Annotated in this window: 21 protein-coding genes; 8 read left to right on the top strand and 13 right to left on the bottom strand. The window is 65.5% G+C overall.

Annotated elements, in window-relative coordinates:
• Positions 1–6 precede the first annotated feature (6 nt).
• Positions 7–411 (bottom strand): hypothetical protein, encoded by a 405-nt coding sequence (locus CR919_RS01645; protein ID WP_133119579.1) that lies wholly within the window; start codon positions 409–411, stop codon positions 7–9.
• A 163-nt stretch (positions 412–574) separates the two neighbouring features.
• Between CR919_RS01645 and CR919_RS21150 the strand changes: the two genes are divergently transcribed.
• Both CR919_RS21150 and CR919_RS01640 read left to right on the top strand, forming a co-directional pair.
• Positions 575–733 carry a hypothetical protein gene (locus CR919_RS21150; protein WP_165787226.1) on the top strand — a complete coding sequence of 53 codons (159 nt, stop codon included), beginning with the start codon at positions 575–577 and terminating at the stop codon, positions 731–733.
• On the top strand, positions 702–1,748 hold the full coding sequence (locus tag CR919_RS01640; protein WP_099818525.1) for a retropepsin-like aspartic protease: 1,047 nt from the start codon (positions 702–704) through the stop codon (positions 1,746–1,748). The genes CR919_RS21150 and CR919_RS01640 overlap by 32 nt, the downstream gene beginning before the upstream one ends.
• A gap of 146 nt (positions 1,749–1,894) precedes the next feature.
• On the opposite strand, the gene CR919_RS01630 is transcribed toward CR919_RS01640, so the two are convergent.
• Together CR919_RS01630 and CR919_RS01625 are read right to left on the bottom strand one after the other, a co-directional pair.
• Positions 1,895–3,619, bottom strand: coding sequence for a fatty acid--CoA ligase (locus CR919_RS01630; protein WP_099818524.1), 1,725 nt, complete (start codon positions 3,617–3,619; stop codon positions 1,895–1,897).
• Between the two features lie 25 nt (positions 3,620–3,644).
• Entirely contained in the window at positions 3,645–5,498 is a 1,854-nt protein-coding gene (locus CR919_RS01625; RefSeq protein WP_099818523.1) for a 3-hydroxybutyrate oligomer hydrolase family protein, read from the bottom strand.
• Positions 5,499–5,586: 88 nt separating this feature from the next.
• Between CR919_RS01625 and CR919_RS01620 the strand changes: the two genes are divergently transcribed.
• Positions 5,587–6,261, top strand: a complete 675-nt coding sequence (locus CR919_RS01620) for a response regulator transcription factor (RefSeq protein ID WP_099818522.1) — start codon at positions 5,587–5,589, stop codon at positions 6,259–6,261.
• A 7-nt stretch (positions 6,262–6,268) separates the two neighbouring features.
• Here CR919_RS01620 and CR919_RS01615 read toward each other — a convergent pair whose 3' ends face one another.
• From CR919_RS01615 to CR919_RS01600, 4 genes are read right to left on the bottom strand one after another with little or no spacing between them, the layout of a single operon-like run.
• Positions 6,269–9,601 (bottom strand): PAS-domain containing protein, encoded by a 3,333-nt coding sequence (locus tag CR919_RS01615; protein ID WP_099818521.1) that lies wholly within the window; start codon positions 9,599–9,601, stop codon positions 6,269–6,271.
• Positions 9,602–9,647: 46 nt separating this feature from the next.
• Positions 9,648–10,133, bottom strand: a complete 486-nt coding sequence (locus CR919_RS01610) for a MaoC family dehydratase (protein WP_099818520.1) — start codon at positions 10,131–10,133, stop codon at positions 9,648–9,650.
• On the bottom strand, positions 10,130–11,008 hold the full coding sequence (locus CR919_RS01605; RefSeq protein WP_099818519.1) for an alpha/beta hydrolase: 879 nt from the start codon (positions 11,006–11,008) through the stop codon (positions 10,130–10,132). Before CR919_RS01605 ends, CR919_RS01610 begins: the two co-directional genes overlap by 4 nt.
• Before the next feature lie 11 nt (positions 11,009–11,019).
• Positions 11,020–13,194, bottom strand: coding sequence for a TonB-dependent receptor (locus CR919_RS01600; RefSeq protein WP_099818782.1), 2,175 nt, complete (start codon positions 13,192–13,194; stop codon positions 11,020–11,022).
• Positions 13,195–13,364: 170 nt separating this feature from the next.
• Here CR919_RS01600 and CR919_RS01595 point away from each other — a divergent pair, with 170 nt between their 5' ends.
• Entirely contained in the window at positions 13,365–14,768 is a 1,404-nt protein-coding gene (locus CR919_RS01595; protein WP_099818518.1) for a GntP family permease, read from the top strand.
• An 87-nt stretch (positions 14,769–14,855) separates the two neighbouring features.
• Positions 14,856–15,860: a PHB depolymerase family esterase gene (locus CR919_RS01590; RefSeq protein ID WP_099818517.1), complete on the top strand. Its 1,005-nt coding sequence runs from the start codon at positions 14,856–14,858 to the stop codon at positions 15,858–15,860.
• 117 nt (positions 15,861–15,977) lie between these two features.
• On the opposite strand, the gene CR919_RS01585 is transcribed toward CR919_RS01590, so the two are convergent.
• Genes CR919_RS01585 through msuE form a run of 3 tightly spaced genes read right to left on the bottom strand, consistent with a single transcriptional unit; the run spans position 15,978 to position 18,675 of the window.
• On the bottom strand, positions 15,978–17,018 hold the full coding sequence (locus tag CR919_RS01585; protein ID WP_099818516.1) for a methionine synthase: 1,041 nt from the start codon (positions 17,016–17,018) through the stop codon (positions 15,978–15,980).
• Positions 17,019–17,058: 40 nt separating this feature from the next.
• Entirely contained in the window at positions 17,059–18,036 is a 978-nt protein-coding gene (locus CR919_RS01580) for a DUF1852 domain-containing protein (RefSeq protein WP_099818515.1), read from the bottom strand.
• Between the two features lie 57 nt (positions 18,037–18,093).
• Positions 18,094–18,675 carry an FMN reductase gene (gene msuE, locus CR919_RS01575; protein ID WP_099818514.1) on the bottom strand — a complete coding sequence of 194 codons (582 nt, stop codon included), beginning with the start codon at positions 18,673–18,675 and terminating at the stop codon, positions 18,094–18,096.
• 174 nt (positions 18,676–18,849) lie between these two features.
• Between msuE and CR919_RS01570 the strand changes: the two genes are divergently transcribed.
• The gene (locus tag CR919_RS01570) at positions 18,850–19,764 is read left to right on the top strand and encodes a LysR family transcriptional regulator (RefSeq protein WP_099818513.1); all 915 of its coding nucleotides are present in this window, start codon (positions 18,850–18,852) and stop codon (positions 19,762–19,764) included.
• On the top strand, positions 19,764–20,711 hold the full coding sequence (locus tag CR919_RS01565) for a methylenetetrahydrofolate reductase (protein ID WP_099818512.1): 948 nt from the start codon (positions 19,764–19,766) through the stop codon (positions 20,709–20,711). The genes CR919_RS01570 and CR919_RS01565 overlap by 1 nt, the downstream gene beginning before the upstream one ends.
• On the opposite strand, the gene CR919_RS01560 is transcribed toward CR919_RS01565, so the two are convergent.
• The 3 genes from CR919_RS01560 to CR919_RS01550 form a co-directional block, all read right to left on the bottom strand.
• On the bottom strand, positions 20,662–21,594 hold the full coding sequence (locus CR919_RS01560) for an ABC transporter six-transmembrane domain-containing protein (protein WP_099818511.1): 933 nt from the start codon (positions 21,592–21,594) through the stop codon (positions 20,662–20,664). The two genes, CR919_RS01565 and CR919_RS01560, sit on opposite strands and share 50 nt — an antisense overlap.
• A gap of 128 nt (positions 21,595–21,722) precedes the next feature.
• Positions 21,723–22,799, bottom strand: coding sequence for an ATP-binding protein (locus CR919_RS01555; RefSeq protein ID WP_099818510.1), 1,077 nt, complete (start codon positions 22,797–22,799; stop codon positions 21,723–21,725).
• Between the two features lie 3 nt (positions 22,800–22,802).
• A complete protein-coding gene (locus CR919_RS01550) occupies positions 22,803–23,519 on the bottom strand; it encodes a response regulator (RefSeq protein ID WP_099818509.1) in 717 nt (238 codons plus the stop codon).
• A 234-nt stretch (positions 23,520–23,753) separates the two neighbouring features.
• Here CR919_RS01550 and CR919_RS01545 point away from each other — a divergent pair, with 234 nt between their 5' ends.
• Complete coding sequence (locus CR919_RS01545) at positions 23,754–24,932, top strand: efflux RND transporter periplasmic adaptor subunit (protein WP_099818781.1); 1,179 nt, start codon at positions 23,754–23,756, stop codon at positions 24,930–24,932.
• Position 24,933 lies beyond the last annotated feature (1 nt).

Below are 24,933 nucleotides of genomic sequence, written 5' to 3'. Positions count from 1 at the left end.
GTGTGCTCACAGCTTGGCGGCCGACCGGTAGCGGGAGACACCCTGTTCGATCAGCATCTGCAGTTCGTGCAGCAATGATGGATCCCAGGCATCGAAGTTGAAGCAGGACTTCCCCTGCATATGTTTCTTCAGGGCCGGGCTGATGCCGGCCAACAGCTCGGGGAAGGTGTAGATGGGCATGAAGTGGAATGAATGCCTGCGACCCGATACTTTCACCGCGCTGAAGAACTGAGCCTTGCCCTTGGCATCTACGTTCCTGCAATTGGCGTAGAAGTGATCGCCCTCGTCATGCACGACGAGAAGATCGGCCTTGTAGGGAAGCAGCAGATCACGCAGGGCGAGGAACAGGTTGGGCGACGGGCCTTCCATTGCACGATCCGACTCGGCGGCAGGTACGGGTGGGCTCTTCATGGACGTCATCCCGGAGGGGAATGCAGCTGCGATATCGTGCACGGGTTCTGCTGGGCCAGCCTACCACGGGGCAGTATGCCGACAGTGGCAGATGGCTATGGACTTATAGCCACGAGCACCTGACCATGGCGCTCCAAGAATACCCGCACAACCTGGCAGCTCGATGAAAACACTGGCCCTGATCGCACTTTCCCTCTCCATCTGCATCAGCCTGACCGGCTGCATTGCGCCGTTTCGGGTAAAGGCGCGCGAGTTTGCGGCTGCCGACGTGCCGTCGCCAGAAAAGCGCGATGCGCCCGTTCCGTCAGCGCCACCGCAGTGACACCCCGTCGTTCGGCATCACCCGCAGCACCGGCACCGATGTAAACCCTTTCCGCATTAGTGGCATCCATCAGGTGCCACGCTACCACCGCCAAACGAAAGGAAAGTCGCCCGTGCCTGGAATCCCACATGTACTTCTGGTTGCCGCCATCGCTTGTGCCACTTCAGGCGCGAGTGCCGGCGCCAATGCCACGCCCGTGGCAATCCCGTTTGAGCAGGACAAGGACCACCGGATCTACGTCCGCGGCAGCGTCAACAGGTCCGAGCCCTTGCGATTCCTGGTGGATACCGGTGCGGATGGACTGGCCCTGTCACGCGCCATCGTGCCGAAGGCATCGGTGGTCATCGATGATCGTACTGAGAACACAGGGTCAGACGGCGTCACCACGATGGACTACAGCACGCGCAACGACGTTGAGATCGGCGGACTGCATACGCGCATGGGCGCGGTGGTGGTCGACTACAGGAACCGTCCCTTTGATGCAGTTCTGGGATGGAAGTTCTTTGAAGGGAAGGTGGTCGAGATCGATTACGACCGGCAGCAGCTGCTCGTCCATCGTAGTCTGCCGGATGTAACCGGCTATACCCGCGCCAACGTCCGCTGGATCGACAACACACCCGCAATCGAAGTCACGCTCGGAAAGGGTGACGCCGTCGTCAAGCCCTGGCTGGCACTGGATACGGGAAGCAACGGTTCCATCGATCTCAGCTATGCGTACAGCTCGCGCCATGGGCTGATGGAGGTGTTCACCCAGAAAGTGGGAACGTCCCGTTTCACCGGCAGCGCAGGCAATGTCATTCGCGCCGTGGATGTGCGCGTCCCGTCTGCAAGCATCCAGGGGTTGGCCATCGGCAACGCCGCTGCGTCGTTTCCAATCGACGATGACGCCTCCACTGGCGACGGCACGCTCGGCGCGGGTGTTCTCCGGCAGTTCAATATGCTGCTGGACATGAAGACGGGTGAGGTCTATCTGCGACGGAACCAGTACGTTGGCGTGGACCCGATCAGTAAGTAGCAGCTGGCGCTGCTGCGGCGATGTGTTGTTTGGAACCAACCGCCTGGGCATGCGCGTGGTTCTCAACGCGGTGGTTGCTCGAGCCGCTGATGGCGTGCTGGATGCAGCGTTTTCGCCGACGATGCACCTGTTCTATCGGGAGCGCGTCATCGACGTTGCAGATGCGCTGTCGAGGTACCTCGATGGCTGGGACGGTCCGCTTCATGTGAGCCCGGGTCATCAGCAACTGCCTCTGGATCATGCAGCCCACGCAGCTTCTTCTTGTTGATCTTGCCCACGCTGGTGCGCTCCAGCGAATCAACGAAGCTGACGCGGTCGGGGATCGCGTAGCGGGAGATGTCGCCTGAGCGGCTGCGTACTGCGACCAGTTCGATGATCTCTGCCTCGGTCACATCGCTGCCGGGCTGCCGGACCACCAGCGGCAGCGGTCGCTCACCCCATTTCGTATCGCTGATGCCGATCACGGCGACCTCGTTGACCGCAGGATGGAGGGCGATGATGTCCTCCAGGGCGAGCGAGGAGATCCATTCGCCGCCGGTCTTGATCACATCCTTGATGCGGTCGGCTACGCGCAGGTAGCCGCCGCCATCGATGTTGCCGATGTCCCCGGTATGCAGGTAACCGCCCGCCCACAACGCCGTTGAAGCGTCCGGGTTGTGCAGATAACCCTGGGTGAGCCAGGGCGTGCGTGCCACCACTTCGCCGGTAGCGACGCCATCGTGGGCAACGTCGTTCATGTCTTCGTCCACGATGCGCAGATCCACCAATGGCACCGGGATGCCGGCCTTGGTACGCAGCGACAGCTCCTCATCCGGGTCGTCCAGGGCGTGCGCATCGATCTGCGCGATGGTAAGCAGGGGGCAGGTCTCGGACATGCCGTAGCCGCCGAAGATATCGATGCCACGGGCCAGTGCCTGCTGCGCCAGTGCCCGCGGCAGTGCCGCACCGCCGATGATCACCTTCCAGCTGCGCAGATCGGTATCGGCAGCCGTGGCATCGCCCAGCAGCATATGCAGGATGGTCGGCACGCAGTGCGAGAACGTCACCTTCTCGCGGGCGATCAGCGCCAGCAGCTTGCCCGGTAGATACCGTCCGGGGTAGACCTGCTTGATGCCCAGTAGCGTAGCCACGTACGGCATGCCCCAGGCGTGGACATGGAACATCGGGGTGATCGGCATGTAGACGTCGTCGCGGTGCAGGCGCCCCTGGCTGGACGCACTGCCGAGTGCGGCCATCGCCGCAAGCGAGTGCAGCACCAGTTGCCGATGGCTGAAATACACGCCTTTGGGCAGGCCCGTGGTGCCGGTCGTATAGAACGTCGTGGCGCGGGAGTTCTCGTCGAAGTCCGGGAAGCAGGTGATGGGCGTGGCCTCGCGCAGTCCGGCTTCATACTCGGTCACGAAACCCGTTGGCAGCGGGCCAACCTCATCGGCCAGCAGAATGCGCGTGCGCAGATCCGGCAACTGTTCGTCGATGGCTTCCAGCACCGGCAGGAATTCGCGGTTGGCCAGGAGTACCCGCGCGCCGCTGTGATTGAGCGTATAGGCAATCTGCTCAGGCGCCAGGCGGATGTTCACCATCATCAGCACCGCTCCGATCATCGGCACGGCGAAGTAACTCTCCAGGTAGCGGTTGCTGTCCCAGTCCATCACTGCCACCGTATCGCCGCGCTTGACCCCCAGCGAGGTCAGCAACCCGGCCAACTGGCCGATGCGCGTCTGAAGGGTGCGGTAGTCGAAGCGGACCTTGTCGCCGTAGACGATTTCCTGCTGTGGACGCACCGCCAGCGGCGTCAGCAGCAACTGCTTGATCAACAGGGGAAAGGAGTTGGCCTCGGCAGCGGGCGTGTCTGTAGCGGTGGCGGACGACATGGGGGGCTTCCTGGTGGGCGGCGTGTCAGCGGCTCGGGGGGGCCTGGACCGCGGGAATGGACAGCTGCTCGCGCAGCAAGGGCGCTTCCGCGCGTGGGGTCGGCTGGATGAGCGCATCACTTGGCAGCGCATGGGCTGGATCCTCAAGGTGACCCCACACCTGGTCCAGCGCCGCGAACAGGTAGGGCAGCAGTGGCACATAGCGCTTGCGGTAATCCGGGAAGCCCAGCAGCGAGTCGAAGTGCTGTGCGTGGTTCACGCGCCAATAGGCGATCTGCGCCCCCGCCTTGCGCGCAGATGGCACGTAGCGATCGCTGGTCATGCTGATCGGCACCAGGCCGTCGTCCAGGCCATGGATCACCACGATCGGCAGGCCGCGACGCGGGGCCTGGGCGTTGGCCGCGGCGATGCCAGCGCGCACACGCCGTGCATCTGCGCTTTCGCCATTGCCGAGTGCACGCAGGCATTTCAGACCGCGCAGGGGATCAGCTCCCGCCCCGGCGGCATTGCCATCCACCAGCATCACGCCACTGCCTGGCGGAATGCCACTGCCCTCGCTCCACCAGGTTGCCCGAGCCTCGGCGGTGGCCGCGCCGGGCCTGCCGTCTGCCCCAGCGGCGGAGAAGCTGTACGCGCAGGGATGTTCGCCGGCGTCGTAGCGTCCATAGGCTGACGAATAAGTGACCGCGATGGCGCGCCACAGATCGAACCCGGTCGAGAACGCGCCGGCACGAAGTGCGTCGGCACTCAAGCCAGCGTCGAGCAGCTGTTGCCGTGCCGACCGTGCCTGTGCCGTAGTGTCATCACCTTGCACCAACCCGGCGGATTTCAGCATGGCACATCGCTGGGTCCACACCGGCACGGCCTGCGCCGACATCGGCGGTTGCGGCAGATCGTCCTCTGCCAGCAGGGCACAGGGCATCAGCAACGCGGCCTGGGTAACGAAGTCGTACAGCGGTGGTGCGCCTGCCACCGAGACATTGGGTTCGCCGGCCACCATCGCATCGAACCAGTCGCCTTCGATCTCCGCCGCACGCAGTACGGCGCCACCGCCATTGGATACGCCAACGCCCAGGGTGCGCGTGTTGGCCGCCGTGAACGGGGCCGATTCGGGGTGGGCGCGGTCCAGTACCTGCAGGCCGAACCGCAGCGCCTGCAGCAGATGCCGGCCCCAGTCTGCTTCCGGGTTGTCACCCGAATGGGCATGTTTGAAGGCGATTCCCTGGGTGGCTGCCGTACCCGCAGGAATGAAGGCCAGCGCGCTTTGGCTGGCGGGCGTGCCGTCGTCCTGGAAGCCCGTCTTGGCGTCCAGATCGTAGTAGTCACTGCCGGCGCCCTTGTCGGTATAGGCGACGGCGCAGCCATGGGCCAGGCCCCAGCTGCCGGCTACCGCAATCGCGCCATAGATGCCACGCGAGCCGGAAGACGCAGCGACGACCAGGCAGCGTCGCGAGGTGTCGAAGGTGTCGGGTACCTGCACCAGTACGCGGTGGGGTTGGCGTGCGCCATCGATGCGCGCATAGGCCGAGAATTCGCGGCCGGGCACTGCCTGCAGGCTCCCGTAGACATCGCCGAAACCACCGCCGGGAGTCAGGTCGGCAATACCACGCCAACTGCTCCAGATCGCACGGCGTCGGGCCTCGTCGGCGGTGGGCCGGGCCGGGTTGGCGAACTGGGGCGCGCTGGCCGAGCGCAGGGCGTCGAGGCCCAGTCCCGCGGTCAGCAGTTCATCGTCGCCGCGATGCAGGGTTTCCCGCCACTGCTCGAACACCGGAACAGCAGTGATGGGGCGGGGCGCGGCAGCCTGGGCGGCGGAAATGCTGCCCACAAGCAGCGGCAGCGTGGCGCACAGCAGCGTAACGGGGCGGTGGATGTTCATGGCTCCACCCTAACGATCCGGGCGGCGCACGCCAGCGTACCTTGGTACCCGTGCCCAACCGCAGGCGATTTGCTAACCTCCGCTGGACATGCCGACCCTGCTCATCGCCGACGACCATCCCTTGTTCCGCGCGGCGCTGCATCGTGCGGCCGAGGAGGCGGTGGCTGACCTGCAGATCAGCGAGGCCGATTCGCTGCACAGCGTGCTGGAAGCGATCGAGAGCCAGCAGATCGACCTGATGCTGCTGGACCTGCATATGCCGGGCAACCATGGTCTTGCCGGGCTGGCGACCATCCGTGCACTGCAACCGGGGCTGGCGATCATCATCGTCTCGGCCAATGAAGAGCCGCACGTGATCCGCCGCGCCATCGACCTCGGCGCAGCCGGCTATCTGCCCAAGAGTTCGGGGCTGACCGACCTGCAGTCCGCGCTGCAGACCGTGTTGGAAGGTGAGCGCTGGATTCCGGCGCTGCTGCGCGAGCCGGTGGCACGGGTAGCGCCCTTCAACAAGGACGCCGATCTTGCCGCGCGCTTGTCCAGCCTGTCCGCGCATCAGTACAAGGTGCTGAGCCTGGTGGCCGAAGGGCTGCTCAACAAGCAGATCGCGGACCGGCTGGGCGTGCAGTTACGCACGGTCAAGGCGCACATGACCCGCATCATGGGCCGGCTGGGCGTGCGTAATCGTGCGCAGGCCATCCGTGTGCTGCACGAGATGGGGCTGAGCGATCCCTCGCGGCAGATCGAAGAGACGCAGGACGCCTGACCATTGGTCAGGGTGTTGCCGTCGCGGCCGTTGCCAGCAGATGGTTGATCGCCCAGCGCAGTGCCAGCGGCTTGAACGGCTTGTTGAGCAGCGACAGGCCCACGCTGCGCACTGCCTCGCGGGTGTCGCTGCCGGTGTCGGCGCTGAGGATCACCGTCGGCCGTGTACCGTGGACGGCGACAAGGCGCTTCCACAGTGCGACGCCGGTATCGCCATCATCAAGGTGGTAGTCGAACAACCACAGTGCCGCTTCCTGCGCTGAAGCACCCAGCGCATTGACATCGCGCGCCGCGATGACATCGCAGCCCCAGGAAAGCAGCATCTGTCGCATTGCCTCCAGGGCCTGCGGATCGTTGTCGACCACCAGCACGCGGATACCCTTGATGCTGCTGTTGCCAGCGGCGGGTTCAGTGCGCGGGGCCGCAGGCGGCGCTGCCCGCGCCACGGTGATCGAGAAGGTTGAGCCGCGATCGAGCGCGCTCTGCAGTTGCAGCGGCGCGTGCAGCAGGTCGGCAATGCGGCTCGCGATGGTCAGCCCCAGACCGAGGCCCTGGCCGTTGCTGCGGTCGCCACGATGGAATTCCTCGAAGACCACCGCTTGTTGCTCCGCTGCGATGCCGGGGCCGCTGTCATGCACGCCGATCGACAGGGTCTGGCCATGTCGGCGCACCCCCAGCAGCACGCCGCCATGGCGGGTGTAGCGGATGGCATTGGCCAGGAAGTTCTGCAGCACCCGACGCAGCAGCAACGGGTCGCTGTGCACCCACGCGCGGGTGCGCACATGGCGGAACTGCAGGCCGCGCGCCGCTGCCAGCACGGCGAACTCCTGCGCAAGTGGATCCAGCACGGTCGACAGCGCGAACGGACGCGGATCGGCGACCAGTCCGCCGGCTTCCAGCCGCGAAATATCAAGCAGGCCCGACAGCAGATCGTCGGTGGAGTCCAGCGCGCCACGGATCTGGCGCAGGAAGCTGTCCAGGAACTCCGATTCGATGTGCTGCGACATGGCATCGGTCAGCAGCTGCGCCGCATGCAACGGTTGAATCAGGTCGTGGCCGACGGCGGTGAGGAAGCGTGTCTTGGCCACGTTGGCCCGCTCGGCTTCATGCACCGCCTGCTCCAGCCGGGCGGTGCGGTCCTGCACGCGGCGCTCCAGGGTTTCGTTGCTGCGCTTCAGCGCGTCTTCTGCACGTCGGAAAGCGGTGACATCGGTGAAAGTGGCCACGTAGCCGCCACCCGGCATCGGGTTGCCGCGGATTTCAACGATGGTGTTGTCCGGGAAGATCCGCTCGGACAGATGCGGGGTACCGCGCCGCATGTGCACCACCCGCCGTTGCAATGCCTTGTCGCGCGAGTCGCCAGGGGTGTCGCCGATCTTCAGCTGTCCCAGCGCCCACGCCGTCAGGTTCGACACCGGTTGTCCCACCTGCAGCAGCTCCGGCGGGAACTTGAACAACGCGGCATAGCGACTGTTCCAGGCCACCAGCTGCAACTGCGCGTCGACCACGCTGATGCCCTGGCTCATGTTTTCCAGCGCGGCTTCCAGCAGGCGCTGGTTGAAGCGCAGTACCTGGGTGGCTTCGCCGACCGCACGGGTGACGGCGTCCAGCGGTGCAGCGCCACCATCGCGGGCCGCCTCCACCAGCAGGCGTGCCATGCCCGCACCGACCACGGCGGTCAGCTCCCGCTCGATGGCGGTGACCCGCTCGTCATCCAGCATCTGCCCGGCGTGTCCGTCCATCAGCTGGCGCGCCCGTTCCTGGCCGAGGAAGCGACCGGCCGTCTTGCGCAACGATGCTGCGGCGATCGCGTCGCGCTGCCGTGGCATCGAGGGACGCACCGCACGCGACACCAGCACAACGGTCGCCAGGTTGACCGCCAGGCTCGCCCCCATGCTGATGGCGATATGGCCCGGCTGCATGCGCAGCGAGAACATCGCCAGCCAGTGCAACCCGTCGGGGCTGGCCGACGGTGGCGGGGCGGGGATCACCATCGGCAGCAGTACCAGCCACAGCCAGACCAGTGAACCCAGCACGATGCCGGCGATGATGGCCGGGGAGGGCGTGCGCGGCCGGTATACCGCCAGCAGCACGGCCGGTGCCAGCTGCGAGAGCGCGGTGAACGACATCAGGCCGAAATCGCTGAGCGCCTCGGTGCCGCTCATCGCGCGGCTGTACAGCCACGACATCAGGAACACGGCGAGGATGCCGGCGCGACGGAAGGCCAGCACCCGCGGTCGCAGATCGGCGCCACTGCTGAAGCCACTGACCCCGCTCAGCAGGCGTGAACCCACGCCGTGGTTGCCGAGCATGATCGACAGGGTCAGCCCGGACAGGATCATCATGCCGGTGGCCGCGCTCAGGCTGCCCAGGTAGGCCAGCAGTGCCAGCAGGTGGTGGCCGCGTTCCTGCGGCAGGGCCAGGACATACAGGTCGGGCGACACCGAAGACGGCAACTGTGCGGCGCCGGCCAGTGCCATCGGCACCGACGGCAGGCCGATCAACAGCAGGTACACCGGGAACAGCCAGCGCGCCGTCTTCAGGTCCGACGACTGCCGCAGTTCAACCACGCCCACATGGAACTGATGGGGCAGGGTGAACGCAGCCATCGCACCGAGCGCGACCATGGTCAGGTAATCCGGCACCACTGCCGGCGGCGGCAGGTGCGCCATCTTCTCAAGCAGCGGCACGCCGGCCTTGTGTACCGAGCGCGCGGCATACAGGCCAATGGCCAGCAGTGCCGTCAGCTTCAACAGCGACTCCAGCCCCAGCGCGACCACGATGCCGCGGTTGTGTTCGGTGGCCGACGCCTTGCGTGCGCCGAACAGCGTGGTGAACGCCGCCATCGTCAGCGCGAACCAGAACGACATGTCCAGTTGCCAGCCGACGGGCGCGAACTGATCACCGAGCAGGGCGGCAAGCCCCTGGCTGACCGCTTTCAGCTGCAGCGCGATGTAGGGAATGATGCCGAACAGCGCGACCAGGGTAATGGTGATGCCCAGCCCTTGATCGGCACGCAGGCGCGCGACCACCAGGTCGGCGATGGTGGCACTGTTGTGCTGCTTGGCCAGTCGCCCCAGCCGCACCAGGAACGGCAGGCCGAATGCAAAAATGAGGGCCATGCCGACCAGTGTCGGCGGGATCGGGAAGCCCCACTGCACGCCCTGCGAGGCGGCCCCGTAATAGGTCCACGCCGTGCAGTGCACGCCCAGCGACAGCGCGTAGATGGCCGGCCAGACCTTCGACAGCCGATGCCCCTGGCGTTCCCCCCACAGGGCGACGCCGAACAGCAGCACGGTCCACGCGATGCAGGCGAACAGGACGATGGAGGGCGTCAACATCGCTCCAGTGTAGAGAGAACCGTGGCCGGCGGGCAGCCGGCCGGCGCTAGTCGGCGAGCACGATCAGCGACAGCTGTTCGGCGACCACCGCGACCTCGCCGGCGGGGATCACTTCCACCGTCTTGTGCTGGGTCAGCAGCCACTGCCCGGGCCTGCGTGCCTCCAGTGACAGCAGCTGCGAGCGCACCCGCACCTCGGAACGGCTGGGCACCGGCGCCAGGAAGCGGACCTTGTTCAAACCGTAGTTGAGCACGTGGGCGATGCCCGGAAAGCCGGCCAGGGCCGCCACGTCGTCCTCGACGGTGAGCGAAAGCAGAAGGAAACCATGCGCGATGGTCTGCCCACCCGGCAAGCCGGTCTGGGCGCGGGCCGGATCGGTGTGGATCCAGTTGTGGTCGCCGGTGGCGTCGGCGAAGGCATCGATGCGCGACTGCGCAATGTGTGTGCTGCCGCTCAGTCGCTCGCTTGCCGCCCATTGCCGCAGTGCCCGCAGGGCGGCAGGCAGCTCATCGATCGACACGTCGGCACTCATCGCACGCGCTCCAGCAGGGCCAGAATCGCATCGCGCGCCTCGGGCTCGGACAGCATCGGCGCATGGCCTACCTCCGGTACTTCAACGAGGCGGGCGTTGGGCGATGTGGCTGCCATCTGCCGTGCGACATCGGCAGGCAGGATGTCCGACAACGCCCCGCGCACCACCAGCACCGGCACCCGCGACGTCAGGCCACGCACCGCACGCCACAGCACCGGGCGCAGCAGCCACAGCAGCCACGGCCGCGTGGTACGGATCACCGCCGGGTCGTAATCCAGCACCATCAGGCCATCGCTGCGCTGGCGGAAGGTGCGCACGGCCATCGCCCGCCAGTCATCGGTGGTGAAGCGCGGGAATGCGGCCTTGCCGATGGATTCCACGTAGGTCGTAGCGTCAGCCAGGTCCATCGGTGGCACCGGCTTGCCGGCGTACTTGCCGATCCGCGCCAGGGCTTCGCGCGGCACCTTGGGGCCGGCGTCGTTCAGCACCGCCGCGGCGATCAGCCCGGGCGCACGCGAGGCCAGGGTGATGGTGACCAGCACCCCCAGCGAGGTGCCGACGAACACCGCCTTATCGATGTTCTGTGACCGCAGCAGCGCCACCATGTCATCGGCATAGGCGCGCGGGTTGTAGCTGGACGGGTCCGGCGCACGTTCCGAGCCCGCACGTCCACGCAGGTCGACGGCGATCACCCGCCAGCCGACGGCGGTCAGTGACTGCGCAAGGGCATCGAAGTCGGCGCCGTTGCGGGTCAGGCCCGGGATGCAGACCACCGTGCCACGGGGCGGTTGTCCCGCGCCCGGGGCATGATCGCGCGCATGCAGGCGCAGGCCATCGTCACTTTTCCAGTACAGATCATCGTAAGACGGTGTCATGCAGACGCTTCCTAGAAATCGTAACGGACGCTGAGGCTATATTGGCGCGGCGGCCCATAGAAACCAATCAGCGTGCCGACCGCCGGAATGTTGTAACCGGTGGTGCGGTACTCCTTGTCGGCCAGGTTGGTGCCCTGCAGCGAGAAGGTCCAGGCGTCGTCAAGCTTCCAGATCACGCCGGCGTTGACCAGTCCGTAGCCGTCCTGGCGGATCACCGGGCTCAGATCGGTGGTTGGCCACACCTCGCTCTGGTAGCTGTAGCTCACCCGAGCGGACAGGTTGCTGCCATTGGCCAGGTCGGTGCGGTATTCCACGTTCAACGCGCCCGAGAAGTCCGGCGCGTTGGTGAACTTCATCTGCTTGGCCACGTTGACGCCACGATCCATGTACTCGTCATACTTGGCGTCCAGCCAGGCCAGGTTGCCGGAGATCAGCCAGTGCTGGCTGGGCAGGTACTGGTACTCGATTTCCAGGCCGTTGATGGTGCCGGCGCCGGCATTGGTGAAGTCGCCGAAGAAGGCATCGTCGACGCCATCGCCATTGGTATCGATGCCGGTGAACACCGACAGCTGGATGTCCTTGTACTTGTTGTGGAACGCCGACAGGTTCAGGAACAGGCGTTGGTCGAGGAAGGCCATCTTGCTGCCGATCTCGAAGCTGTCCACGGTCTCGTCATCGAACGGTTCGGCCGAGCGCGGCACCGCCACGGCATTGGCGCGGATGTTGTAGCCGCCCGACTTGAAGCCACGGGTAGCCAATCCGTAGACCATGATGTCCGGAGTGATCTGGTAATCCAGCGACACCTTGGGCGAGACGTTCTTGAAGTTGGTCTTCTTGTCGAAATCGGCGGCGGTGGCGATCGGGCGCGTGAACGTCGCATCCGAGTAGAAGCGGTTGAGCACGATCGCGCGCTTGTCCTCGTCGGTGTAACGGGCGCCGACGTCCAGCTTCAGCTTGCTGGTCAGGTCGAAGGTCCAGTCGGCATACAGCGCGATGCTGTCGGTCAGTACCTTGCCACGGGTATCGCCGAACTGCAGGTTGAAGAAGTTGTTGCGGATCTGGCCACCGGCTTCGCCACTGAACTGGTACAGGCCGACCACGCCACGCACGCGTCCGCCGGCGTCGTAGTTCAGCTGCACCTCGTTGCTGACCTGGTCGTCGTGGTAAGTGCCACCCACATCGGCCAGCTTGACCGGCGTGCTGTCGAAGTCGATGTTCGCATCGCTGTCCGATTCGCGCTTGGCCACCACGTACTTCAGCGCAACATCCTCGCTGGGCCGCCAGTTCACCGTGGCCGAGGCACCCTTGGTCTCCACGCTGTTGAGGTTGCGCATGCCCGAGCGGATGTCGTAGCGGTCATCCATCGGCGGGTAGACGCGCACGAATGGATTGGGTGCCAGCATCTTCGAACCGCGCATGCCGGACTGGTCATCGATCCAGTCCAGGGCGAACTGCACGTCGAAATCGTCGCCGGCATACGCACCCAGGTTGAAGCGTGCCGCATTGATCTGCTTGTCACTCACCGGCTGGTTGGTGAACGTGTTCTCACCGAAGCCGTCACGATTCATGCTGGCCACTGCCACGCGGGCGCGCAGACCGCTGTCGGCGCCACCGATCGGGCCGCCGATCGCCGCCTTGGCGTCCAGTTGGCTGTAGTTGCCCACGGTGATCTGGGCAAAGCCTTCGGTCTGGGTGGGCAGGCCGCGCGAGATGTACTTGATGGCACCGCCGATGGTGTTCTTGCCGTACAGCGTGCCCTGCGGGCCGCGCAGCACCTCGATGCGCGAGACGTCGAACACGTCCAGCAATGCACCCTGCGGGCGCGCGATGTAGACGTCATCCAGGTAGATGCCCACGCCGGGGTCAGCGCCCCAGGTGGGGTCGGACTGGCCGACGCCGCGGATGTAGGCCGTGACCGTGCTGCTGGCCCCGCGCGCCGCGTAGATGGTCAGGTTGGGCACCTGTCCATCCAGGTCGCTGATGTCCTGGACGTTCATCTTGTCCAGGGCTTCGGAGGTAAAGGCAGTAACGGCAACCGGCACCTCCTGCAGGGTTTCCTCGCGCTTGCGTGCAGTCACCGTGATGCTGTCCAGATTGGTCGCCGAAGCGGTCCTGCCCACCGCCGGCGTGCCCTGCGGCGCGTCCTGCGCCAGAACCGGCCCGGTGGCCAACAGCATGCCGATCATCAGGCTCAAGCAATTCCGTTTCATTCGGTCCTCCCCCAAGGCAGATGGCCCATTGCCACCCATGCTGCCTAGGCTAGCGGCGCCGTGGCACACCGGCGAGTGGACCTAGGTCCAGTCGGCAGCGGTCGCCAGATCCGGATACTGGGCGCGTCCCCACCTGGAAGCACCGTATGTCGTTACTGATCGTACTTGCGGCGCTGGCCTTCCTGATCCTGGTCGCCTACCGCGGTTACAGCGTGATCCTGTTCGCGCCCATCGCCGCCCTCGGCGCCGTACTGCTGACCGATCCGTCGCTGGTGGCGCCGATGTTCACCGGCTTGTTCATGGACAAGATGGTCGGCTTCCTCAAGCTCTACTTTCCTGTGTTCCTGCTGGGCGCGGTGTTCGGCAAGCTGATCGAGCTGTCCGGCTTCTCCCGATCCATCGTCGGTGCGGCGATCCGGCTATTCGGTGCGCAGCGGGCGATGCTGTCGATCGTGCTGGTGTCGGGCCTGCTGACCTATGGCGGCGTGTCATTGTTCGTTGTGGTGTTCGCGGTCTACCCGTTCGCGGCGGAAATGTTCCGCCAGAGCAACATCCCCAAGCGCCTGATTCCGGCCACGCTGGCGGTGGGCGGCTTCAGCTTCACCATGGACGCGCTGCCGGGTACGCCGCAGATCCAGAACATCATTCCAACCACGTTCTTCGGCACCGATACCTGGGCGGCGCCGGTGCTGGGCACGCTTGGCGGCATTTTCGTGTTGGCGGTCGGCCTGGTCTACCTCGAGTGGCGCCGCCTCGCCGCCCTGCGCAACGGCGAAGGCTACGGCGATCCGGCCACCCTGGTGAACGAGCCCACACCGTTCGCCGGCACCCACCTGGCACATGCGGGTATTGCCATACTGCCGCTGCTGCTGGTGTTCGTCTCCAACAAGCTGTTCACCCTGGGTATGCCGCACTGGTACGGCAGCGAGCACAGCTTCGTACCGTCGATCATGGGCAGCGCCGCGCCGGTGGTGCAGGACGTGGCGAAGATCACCGCGATCTGGGCCGTGCTGGGTGCGCTGCTGGTGGGCATCCTGTCGGTGCTGGCGCTCGCCTGGCGCCCGGTGGTCACCCGGTTTGCCGAAGGCACCAAGGCGGCGATCGGTGGTGCGGTGCTGGCTGCCATGAATACCGCTTCGGAATATGGCTTCGGCGCGGTCATCGCCGCGCTGCCAGGTTTCATGGTGGTGGCCAATGCGCTGGGTTCCATCAAGGATCCGCTGCTGCACGAAGCGGTGACCGTAACTGGCCTGGCCGGCGTCACCGGCTCTGCATCGGGCGGCATGAGCATCGCCCTGGCGGCAATGTCGGAGACTTTCATCGCCAATGCACAGGCCGCCGGCATCCCGATGGAGGTGCTGCATCGTGTTGCCGCGATGGCCTCCGGCGGCATGGACAGCCTGCCGCACAACGGCGCTGTCATCACCCTGCTGATGGTGACCGGGCTGACCCATCGCCAGGCCTACAAGGACATTTTCGCAGTGACGATCATCAAGACCCTTGCGGTGTTCGTGGTGATCGGCATCTATTACGCCACCGGCTGGGTTTGACAGCGGCGTCGCAGCACCCTCTGGAAGGTCGGTCCACGAGGATTTCCGGTACCACTTCATCCACGACTCACGCATGAGGATCTGGTCATGAAATCTGGAATCGATTCAATCAAGGCGCTGATGCTGCTGCTGTGCACCTGGCTGGCCACGACGGGTACCGCAGCTGCGGCAGACCCCGCCGGGCATTGGGATGTTGGCCTGTACGGCAATCTGTTCGGTGCCCGCGAGTACCAGGTGTGGGTGCCGGCCGGCTACGACCAAATGCAGCCGCTGCCCCTGTTGCTGGTGCTGCACGGCTGCGTGACCGGGCCGAACCTCATGGGCGAGGCCTCCGGCTTCAACGAGGTGGCCGATACCGAAGGCTTCATCGTGGTCTATCCCCGGCAGAACGTGACCTCCAATCCCGCACGCTGCTGGAACTGGCAGCTGCCGATCAACCAGGCGCGTGACAGCGGCGAGGCCTCGATCCTGGCCGGCATCGTGGACAAGGTGAAGGCGGGCTACAGCATCGATCCGCATCGCGTGTACGTCACCGGCATTTCCGCCGGCGGGGCGATGACCTCGATCATGCTGGCCTGCTATTCGGATGTGTTCGCTGCGGGCGCGATCCATTCCGGCGGCATGTACAAGGGCGCGACCACGATCTCCGGCAGCGCCTACGCGCTGTTGGCCGGCAGCATCTACTCACCGGACAGCAACGGGCGGCTGGCCTGGCAGTGCTCGGGTTCGCCGTCACCGCGACCGATCCCGGTGCTGGTATTCCACGGCACCGCCGACGCTACGGTGAACCCGGTGAACGGACAGCAGGCCGTGCGCCAGTTCCTGCAGACCAATGACCTGGCCGACGATGGCCTGGACAACGACTCGGTGAAGTATGTGCCGACCAACACCTTCCATGGCCAGGTGCCGGGTGGGCGCGCCTATACCGTCGATAGCTACACCTACGGTGGCAGGACGCTGGTCCAGCATTACGTGGTACAGGGCATGGGGCATGCCTGGAGCGGCAGCCAGTCCGGGTTGCCGTTCACCGATCCCAAGGGGCCGGATGCCACGTTGATCACGTGGCTGTTCCTGAAGGATCAGCAGCGCTGAGTATCGGGGCGCAAGGGTAGGGGAGGCGGCGCCAGTGCGGGAGTGGAGGGCTCCCGCGCTGGCACGCGGCCTTTGCTTCGCGGAGCGGAGCGTGTTCGACAGGATGCCCTGGCCCGCTCAGCCCTGGGCCAGAAGCTCCTCGCGGATGATCTGTGCGCCTGCGCTGAGCGCGCGCAGCTTGCCCCGCGCCACCTCACGCGCCAGCGGCGCCATGCCGCAGTTGGTGCTGGGGTAGAGCTTGTCAGCATCCACGAACTGCAGCGCCTTGCGCAGAGTGGTGGCCACTTCTTCCGGTGTCTCCACTACGCTGGACGCCACGTCGATGGCACCGACCATCACCTTCTTGCCGCGCACCAGCTCGATCAGGTCAATCGGCACGTGCGAGTTGTGGCACTCCAGCGAGATGATGTCGATGCTGGAGGTCTGCAGCTTCGGGAACGATTCTTCATATTGGCGCCATTCCGAACCCAGCGTCTGCTTCCAGTCGGTGTTGGCCTTGATGCCATAGCCATAGCAGATATGCACCGCCGTTTCGCACTTGAGCCCTTCGACCGCGCGCTCCAGCGCGGCCACGCCCCAGTCGTTCACTTCGTCGAAGAACACGTTGAATGCCGGCTCATCGAACTGGATGATGTCCACGCCAGCCGCCTCCAGCTCCTTGGCTTCCTCGTTGAGGATCTTCGCAAACTCCCATGCCAGCTTCTCGCGGCTCTTGTAGTGCGCGTCATACAGGGTGTCGATCATGGTCATCGGGCCCGGCAGCGCCCATTTGATCGGCTGCGTGGTCTGCCTGCGCAGGAATTTCGCATCGTCCACAAACACCGGCTTCGGGCGGCTGACAGCGCTCACCACGGTGGGCACGCTCGCGTCGTAGCGGTCGCGGATGCGGACGGTTTCACGCTTCTGGAAATCGACGCCACTGAGGTGTTCGATGAAGGTGGTGACGAAATGCTGCCGCGTCTGTTCGCCGTCACTGACGATGTCGATGCCGGCGTGCTGCTGTTCCTGCAGGGACAGGCGCAGGGCATCCTGCTTGCCTTCAATCAGGCCGTCATCCTGCAGCTTCCAGGGCGACCAGAGCTTTTCCGGCTCGGCCAGCCAGGAGGGCTTGGGCAGGCTGCCTGCGGTGGAGGTGGGGAGCAGTTTCTTCGTCGACATTGCGTCTTGTGTCCTGGGGGCGAAATGGAAAATCGATGGATCAGCGGGCGGCCCACTGCTCAAGCACGGCGCGGTATGGCTTGATGAAGTGTTCTTCGGTGAACCTGCCCTGCTTGACGGCCAGCTGGCTGCGCTCCTCGCGGTCGTAGACGATGCGGGTGGAGGAGTAGTCCTGGTGCTTCAGGCTGGGCTGGTAGACCTTGCCGGCCACGGAATTGGCGTTGTAGATCTCCGGGCGGTAGATCTTCTGGAAGGCTTCCATCGTGCTGATGGTGCCGATCAGTTCCAGATTCGAGTAGTCGCCCAGCAGGTCGCCCTGGAAGTAGAACGCCAGCGGCGCGACGCTGCCTGGCGGCATGAAATAGCGCACCCGCAGGCCCATCTTGTCGAAGTACTGGTCGGTAGGAGAGAACTCGTCCTGGCGGTATTCCACGCCCAGGATGGGGTGGTGGTTCTCGGTGCGGTGGTAGGTCTTGCTGCTGGAAACGCTGATGCAGATCACCGGTGCCTTGCTGAACTGCGCGCGGTAGGCGTCGGACTGCAGGAAGTGCTTGAACAGCTTGCCGTGCAGGTCGCCAAAGTCTTCGGGAATGGAGAAGCTGTCCTTGCCCTCGTTGCTGGCGGGCAGTACCACGCTGAAATCGTAGTCACGCACATACGACGAGAAGTTGTTGCCGACAATGCCTTCGGTGCGCGCGCCGGTGTGCGTATCCACCAGGGTGGGGCGCAGCACTTCGATCAGCGGGAACGGATCGCTGCCATCGCTGCCATCGATGTGCATCTCCACCGAGATGATGTCCAGCTCCACCACGTAGCGATCGGCGTTGGGGTTGTCCCAGTGCGCCAGGTCGTTGCAGCGGTTGTTGATCATGCCGAGCGTGTTGCGCAGGTTCTCCTGGCGGGATGCGCCGCGGGCCAGGTTGGCGAAGTTGGTGGTGATGCGCGTGCCGTCAGCGGGCTGGTAATCCTCGTTGAAAGGAATACGGGTGATGCTGAAGGTGAAGGTGTTGGTGGTCATGGGCGGCGTTCCGGTTTGCGGGGTGACATCCGAATGCAGGTCGATGGCATTCGGCGTTCAGAGAGCGGCAGCGGCCACAAGGGGAACAGGTGCTGCGCGATGGGAGAGGGCAAGCAACGGCATCGCCCGCTGTACCGCCAGGCGCGCCCGCTGGATCAGTGCTTCGTCGTGTACACGGCCGTCGGCGAAATCACGATCGGTCGCGTAAACGCCCAGGGGCAGGGTACGGGCCTGGAAGAAGCTGAAGAGCGGTCGCAGCTGGTGGTCGATCACCAGCGCGTGGCGCTCGCTGCCGCCGGTTGCGGCCAGCAGGATCGGGGTGTCGACCAGCGCGTCCTGGTCGATGAAGTCGAAGAAGTGCTTGAACAGACCGGTGTACGAACCGCGGTAGACCGGCGTGGCCACCACCAGCACATCGGCCTGCTCGACAGCGACCAGCTGCCGCTCCACGGTCTCGGGCAACTGCGAGCGCCAGAGCGCCCCGGCCAACTGCGGCGCCAGCGCACCCAGTTCAATCAGGTGCTGATCGCAGGGGATGCCTTCGCCAATCAGGTCCAGCAGGTGCTCGGCCAGGGTCGCGGCCCTTGAGGGGCGCTGCAGCCCGCCGGAAACGGCGACGATACGGAGGGGGCGGGTCATCTCTTCGCTTCAGCTGGGGAGGGGCTCCTTCGAGTGATCTGCAGGGGCGCAGTCCTGCAGGCCGGCGGGGTGGCCGGGCTGGCAGGCATCCGAAGGCATGAACCGATGCTAGCCAGCCCTTCCCATGACGTAAAATGGTATTACTTCACCAATCCATGAGTGAGATTCATCGTCATGTTGGAGCGCATCCATCTCAGCATCGTGCAGCAGGTCGAGCAGCAAGGTTCGCTGACCGCTGCCGCAGGCGTGCTCAACCTGACCCAGTCGGCCCTGAGCCACAGCATGAAGAAGCTGGAGCAGCAGCTGGGCACCAACGTCTGGCTGCGCGAGGGCCGCAGCCTGCGCCTCACCCAGGCCGGCCAGTACCTGCTGGCGGTCGCCAACCGGGTGCTGCCGCAGCTGGACCTGGCCGAGGAACGGCTGGGCCAGTTCGCACAGGGCGAGCGCGGTGCGCTGCGCATCGGCATGGAATGCCATCCCTGCTATCAGTGGCTTCTGAAGATCGTCTCGCCCTATCTGGCCAGCTGGCCCGACGTCGATGTGGACGTCAAGCAGAAGTTCCAGTTCGGGGGGATCGGCGCGCTGTTCGGCTATGAAATCGACCTGCTGGTCACGCCCGACCCGCTGTTGAAGCCGGGCCTGAAGTTCGTTCCCGTCTTCGACTACGAGCAGGTGCTGGTCGTGGCCAAAGGCCACGCCCTGGCAAAGGCGGACTACGTGAAGCCGCGCCAGCTCTCGCAGGAAATCCTGATCAGCTATCCGGTGCCTTTCGAGCGCTTGGACATCTACAACCAGTTCCTGCTGCCGGCCGGGGTCACGCCCAGGCGGCACAAGGCCATTGAAACCACCGACATCATGATGCAGATGGTGGCCAGTGGCCGCGGCGTGGCCGCCATGCCGCGCTGGCTGGTGGAGGAGTACGCCGCGCGCATGGACGTGGTGCCGGTGCGGTTGGGTGCGCGAGGCATTCCCAAGCAGATCTATCTGGGTGCGCGCGAGGCGGATACCGGCATCGATTACCTGCAGGCATTCGTCGAGCTGGCACGGCACAGCTCCACCAGCGCCGGCAACCTGCGCGGGGCCAGCTGATGTCGGGGGCTGTCGACCGCCGGGCTCCGATTCTGGCGGGCACGCCCGACCGCGTGCAGCGGGCGCAGGCCTTCATCGGCGCCGCTTCCCTGGAAGTCAGCGCCAAGGCCCTGCCTGCGCTGCACGCAGAGGCGGCCCGCATCGCACCGGGGACGACGATCTCCATTCCCTACCTGCCCAGCGAGGACGACACTGCCCGACTGGCCGCAGTACGCGCGGTGCGCGAACTGGGTTTCGAGCCGATGCCACACCTTTCGGCACGCCGCATCGTCTCGCGCGCGGCGCTTGAGCATTTCATCGACCGTGCCGTCATCGACGCCGGTGTCGAGCGCTGTCTGTTGATCGCGGGTGATCTTTCCACCCCTGCCGGGCCGTTTGCCGACAGTACATCGATCATCGAGAGTGGTGTGCTCGAGCGCGCCGGCATCAGGGTTGTCGCTGTGGGCGGGCATCCGCAAGGCCATCCGGTGATGACCAGCGCCGATCGCTGGCGCGTGCTGGAACGCAAGTGCCAGCGTATTGAAGCGCGGAGCATGAAGCCGCTGATCATCACCCAGTTCGCATTCGATGCCGATAGCGTGCTGACCTGGTTGAATGAACTGCGCGGCCGGGGCATCACCCCTCCGGTGCTGGCGGGCGTTCCCGGGCCCGCCAGCATCGCGCGGCTTGTACGATATGCGGCGATGTGCGGCGTGTCTGCAAGCACCTCGATGCTGTCCCGCTACGGCATCTCGATCGGCCGCCTGCTGGGGACGGCCGGGCCGGATGTGTTCGTCGATCGCCTGGTGGACGGGTTGACCGAAGCCCATGGCCAGGTCAGCCCGCATCTGTTCCCCTTCGGGGGTATCGCAGCATCCATGGAATGGGTGGAGCACTACCGGATGCGGGCGGGCGAGCTCATGGCCCAGGACGGGCACTGTCCTCCGCATCCTCCATCCCCGGGCTGACCCGACGGCCGATGTCCTTCAGGCGGGCCAGCTGGTCAACCATCGACGGTGCGTCGTCGAGGCTGCCGACAAAGGTCCACAGGTAGGTCATCACCGCATAGACGTGGCCCGGTGTGATGCCATTGGTGGTGGCGAGGCGGCCGATGGTCAAGGCAAACAGCACCGCTGCCGCACCGCCGACGACCACGAAGGCGCCTGCCTCGCGATCGGACAGCAGGATGCGCAACCGTGACAGCGTGCTGTAGTGGCGGCGCAGCACCGACGGGCTGACCCGGTCCACCAGCCGGATTTCATGCTCCAGCCGGTTGTTCAAACGTCCGTGCAGCTGTTCGTTGCGTCGTGCGAACGAGGGCAGCAACAGCAGCGCGCCGAGCAGGGCAATCAGACTGGCCGCGCCAACCAGGGGCTCGATTGCCAGCAGCATCGCCGCCGCGCCGAACATGGAAACCAGCGCCGTCGCGATGATCGGCACGTGCTTCTCGAAGAAGTCGACGAACTCGCGGGCCAGCACCACCCGCGCCGCCGACGTGGACGTGGCCTGGCCCAGCCGTCGCTGCGCCTGCACCACGTTCACTGCCAGATCGGCATAGATGCGGGTGAACGTGCGCGTATCCACCGCACGACGGGCGGCACCGACCAGCCAGAACAACAGCACCACGCCCGCGTAGGAAATGGCATGGCCGACGTTGCCACGGATGATGGCGTCCACCGCGAAGCCGGCGAACAGCGGATACGCCAGCAGCAGCGCGTTCTCCAGCGCCACCAGCGAGAAGGTGCCGGTGAGCTGCCAGGGATAGGTGCGCAGAATGATCTTCAATGTAGCGGCCGCATTCTGTTGGCCGATGCTGCCGGCTGCGGTGGCCGAATCGTGCGCGTGTTTCATGGGAACCTGGATGGATCGAGGGTGGGGCAGGGAATCGAGGCAGGAACCCCCGGCAATACCCAGTATCGGCAGCGCCTTGGAGCGGGGATGGAGGAACGATGGAGATCGCGTGGAGAAGCCGGTGGCGTTCAGCGACCGGCGTGCACCGGCCAGCGGATCTCGAACACAGTGCCGCCACGCTCGCTTGGCCGGCACTGTGCCGTTCCGTGATGGGCCACGCTGATCGCGCGCACCACCGCCAGGCCGAGCCCGGAACCGCCGCCCTGCCGGGAACGTGACACATCGGTGCGCTGGAAGGCATCGAAGATGCTGTCGCGCAGTTCATCCGGCACGCCGGGCCCGCCGTCGTCCACGGTGACAGTGCAGTGCCCCGCGGCCAGCTTCACATACACCCGCAGCGGGCAAGGCGTAGCGTGGCGGCGCGCGTTCTCCAGCAAGGCCAGTATCGCCTGGCGGATGCGTGCCGGATCGCAGTCCGCCAGCGCGGCGCGCGCCTCCAGCGTCACCGAGAAGCCACTCTCGGCCAACGCATCGGACATCGCTTCTACTACTGCAGCCACCTGCACGCTGACGTCGCTGCGCTGTAGCCGCAGGTCCAGATGACCACTTTCGGCCAGGCTCACCACGCGCAGGTCTTCGATGATGCGGGTCAGGCCTTCCAGCTGGGTCAGCATGCTGGTGAACTGCTCCGGCCGTGGCTCGAACACACCGTCGGCGATGCCCTGCAGGCGACCGCGCAGAATGGTCATCGGCGTACGCAGTTCGTGCGCGATGGCCGCGTTCCAGAACACCCGGTTCTGCGACATCCGGCTCAGCCGCTCGGCCATGGAATTGAAGTCGCTCACCAGGGTAGCCGCTTCGGTCATCGAGGTGTGGTCGCCGCGCGCACGCGCATCCAGATCGCCGCTGGCCACGCGGCGCAGGCTTTCGGCTACCGAGTTCAAGGGGGTGATGATGCGCCAGGTCAGGCGCGATGCGATCAGCGACGCCAATACGATGACCACCATGGCGGTGAGGCCGATCCACAGCCACTCCAGCCCCGATGGCAGCATCGTCTGCGGCGTGTCGTACCAGCGCGGGTAGAAGACTTCCATCAGGTAATAGAACAGATAGAAGCCGGCGATCGACAGTACCGTCGAACACAGCGATGCCACTACGATCGAAAGCGTGATCTGGCGGCCGATGCTCTTGCCTTTGGCAGTCATCCGTCAGCCCAGCAAGCGGTAGCCAACGCCGCGGATGGTCGCCGGAATACCGCGCACGCCCACATCCTCCAGCTTGCGGCGCAGCTTGCTCACGTGGCTGTCCACCGTGCGTTCCTGGGCATCGCCCTCGGGCAGGCAGGCGTGCAGAAGATCGGCGCGCACATGTACCTGGCGCGGCGCACGGGCCATGTGCACCAGCAGGCGGAATTCAGTGAGGGTGACCGTCAACGCATGTCCTTGGCCGTCGACATTGACCGTCACATCGTGGCTGCGCAGATCGATCTCGAACGGCCCTTGGCGGATCACGCCGTTGGCCACATCGGCCACGCAAGGCGCACTACGGCGCAGCACCGCTTGGATACGCGCGACGATCTCGGCCGGGTTGAACGGCTTGGCTACATAGTCGTCGGCGCCCACGCGCAGGCCGGTCAGCTTGTCCAGATCCTGGTCGAGTGCGGTGAGCATGATGACCGGGGTGTTGCCGCGCCGGCGCAGTTCGCTCAGTACCTGCCAGCCATCCTTCTTCGGCATCTGCACATCCAGCAGCACCAGGTCGGGGCGCAGCTGGTGGTGGCTGGCCAGCGCCGCCTCGCCATCGCTGGCCCTGACACTGCGCATTCCGGAACGCGCAAGGTAAGCGCCAAGGATATCGGCGATTTCGCCTTCATCTTCGGCAATCAGGATCAAAGGCATCTGATGGGTGCGGATATCGCGCTTCATCGCGGGCAGGGGGTGGAAGAACCCGGCGAGGCTAGCGCCCCTTGATGGAGGCCCGGTCGAGATTGTGTCGAGATTGTGTGGACCCGCGCCTGGGTTCAGCGGCGGGCGGTGCACCTGAACGCAGGCCCCGGCTCCATGCGATCTCCACACGGGCTCCAGGAAACCTCCAACCAAGGCTCCCAGACTGAGGGCTTGGCGGTCGCGATGGGTGACCGCAAGCAGCCGGGCATCCCGATGAAAACCCGCAAGACTCTGATCATCGCCGCCGTGGCCACCCTTGCGGGCAGTGCCGGCTGGTGGGCGTTCGCCGATGGCGATGATGGCGCCCTGATCACCGCGCCGGCAAGGGTGGCTGATCTGGAGAAGACCGTGCAGGCGGTGGGCCGGGTCAATCCGAAGGAACTGGTGGCGGTGGGCGCGCAGGTGTCCGGGCAGGTCAAACGCCTGCACGTGGTGCTGGGCCAGCGCGTGCAGGCCGGCGACCTGATCGCGGAGGTGGATTCGCAGCCGCAGCGCATCGCCCTGCGCAGTGCCGAAGCGTCCACCAACGCACTGCGCGCACAGCATGCCGCCAGCGTGGCCCGCTATGCGCAAGCCAGCCGGATGCATGAGCGCCAGTCACAGCTGGTGGCATCGCGGCTGGTCTCGCAGGAGGGCTTCGAGGCCGCCCGGGTGGCACGTGATGCGGCACGTTCGGAGGTAGCTGCATTGCAGGCGCAGATCGATCAAGCGGTGACCCAGGTGGAAACGGCCCGGATAAACCTGGGCTATACCCGCATTCTCTCGCCGACCGACGGCTACATCGTTGCCATCGTCACCAAGGCCGGGCAGACGCTGAACTCCATGCAGACCACGCCGACCATCGTGATGCTGGCGCAGATGGACATGATGACCGTGCGTGCCGAGATCGCCGAGGCCGACGTGGAACTGATCGCGCCTGGCCAGCCGTTGTGGTTTTCGACACTGGGGCCGAGCGGACGCCGTTACGAATCCCATCTGCAGCAGCTGGAGCCCGCGCCATCCTCGATTGCCGACGCGGCTTCGGCCACCACCGGCAGTTCGGCGCAGACACCAAAGGCGGTGTACTACGCGGGCCTGTTCGATGTGGCCAACCCTGGCCTGAAGCTGAAACCTTCGATGACCGTGAAGGTGACGCTGCAGCTGGCCCGGGCCAGCAACGCACTGCAGGTGCCGCTGACCGCGCTGACCGGATCGGATGGCAACGACGACAATCGCGGCAGCGTGCGCGTGGTTGATGCCAAGGGGCGTGCCCACGAGCGCGCGGTGACCACCGGCCTGCGCACCGCCACCGCCGTGCAGATCCTGTCCGGCCTGCGGGTTGGCGAGAACGTGGTGGTCGGCCAGGCCCCGAGTGGCGGCGAGCCGCAGGCCACCAGCCTGCTGGGGATGTGAG

Source organism: Stenotrophomonas sp. LMG 10879 (assembly GCF_002750935.1).
Taxonomy (GTDB): Bacteria; Pseudomonadota; Gammaproteobacteria; order Xanthomonadales; family Xanthomonadaceae; genus Stenotrophomonas; species Stenotrophomonas lactitubi_B.
This window is presented reverse-complemented; position numbering and strand designations above follow the sequence as displayed.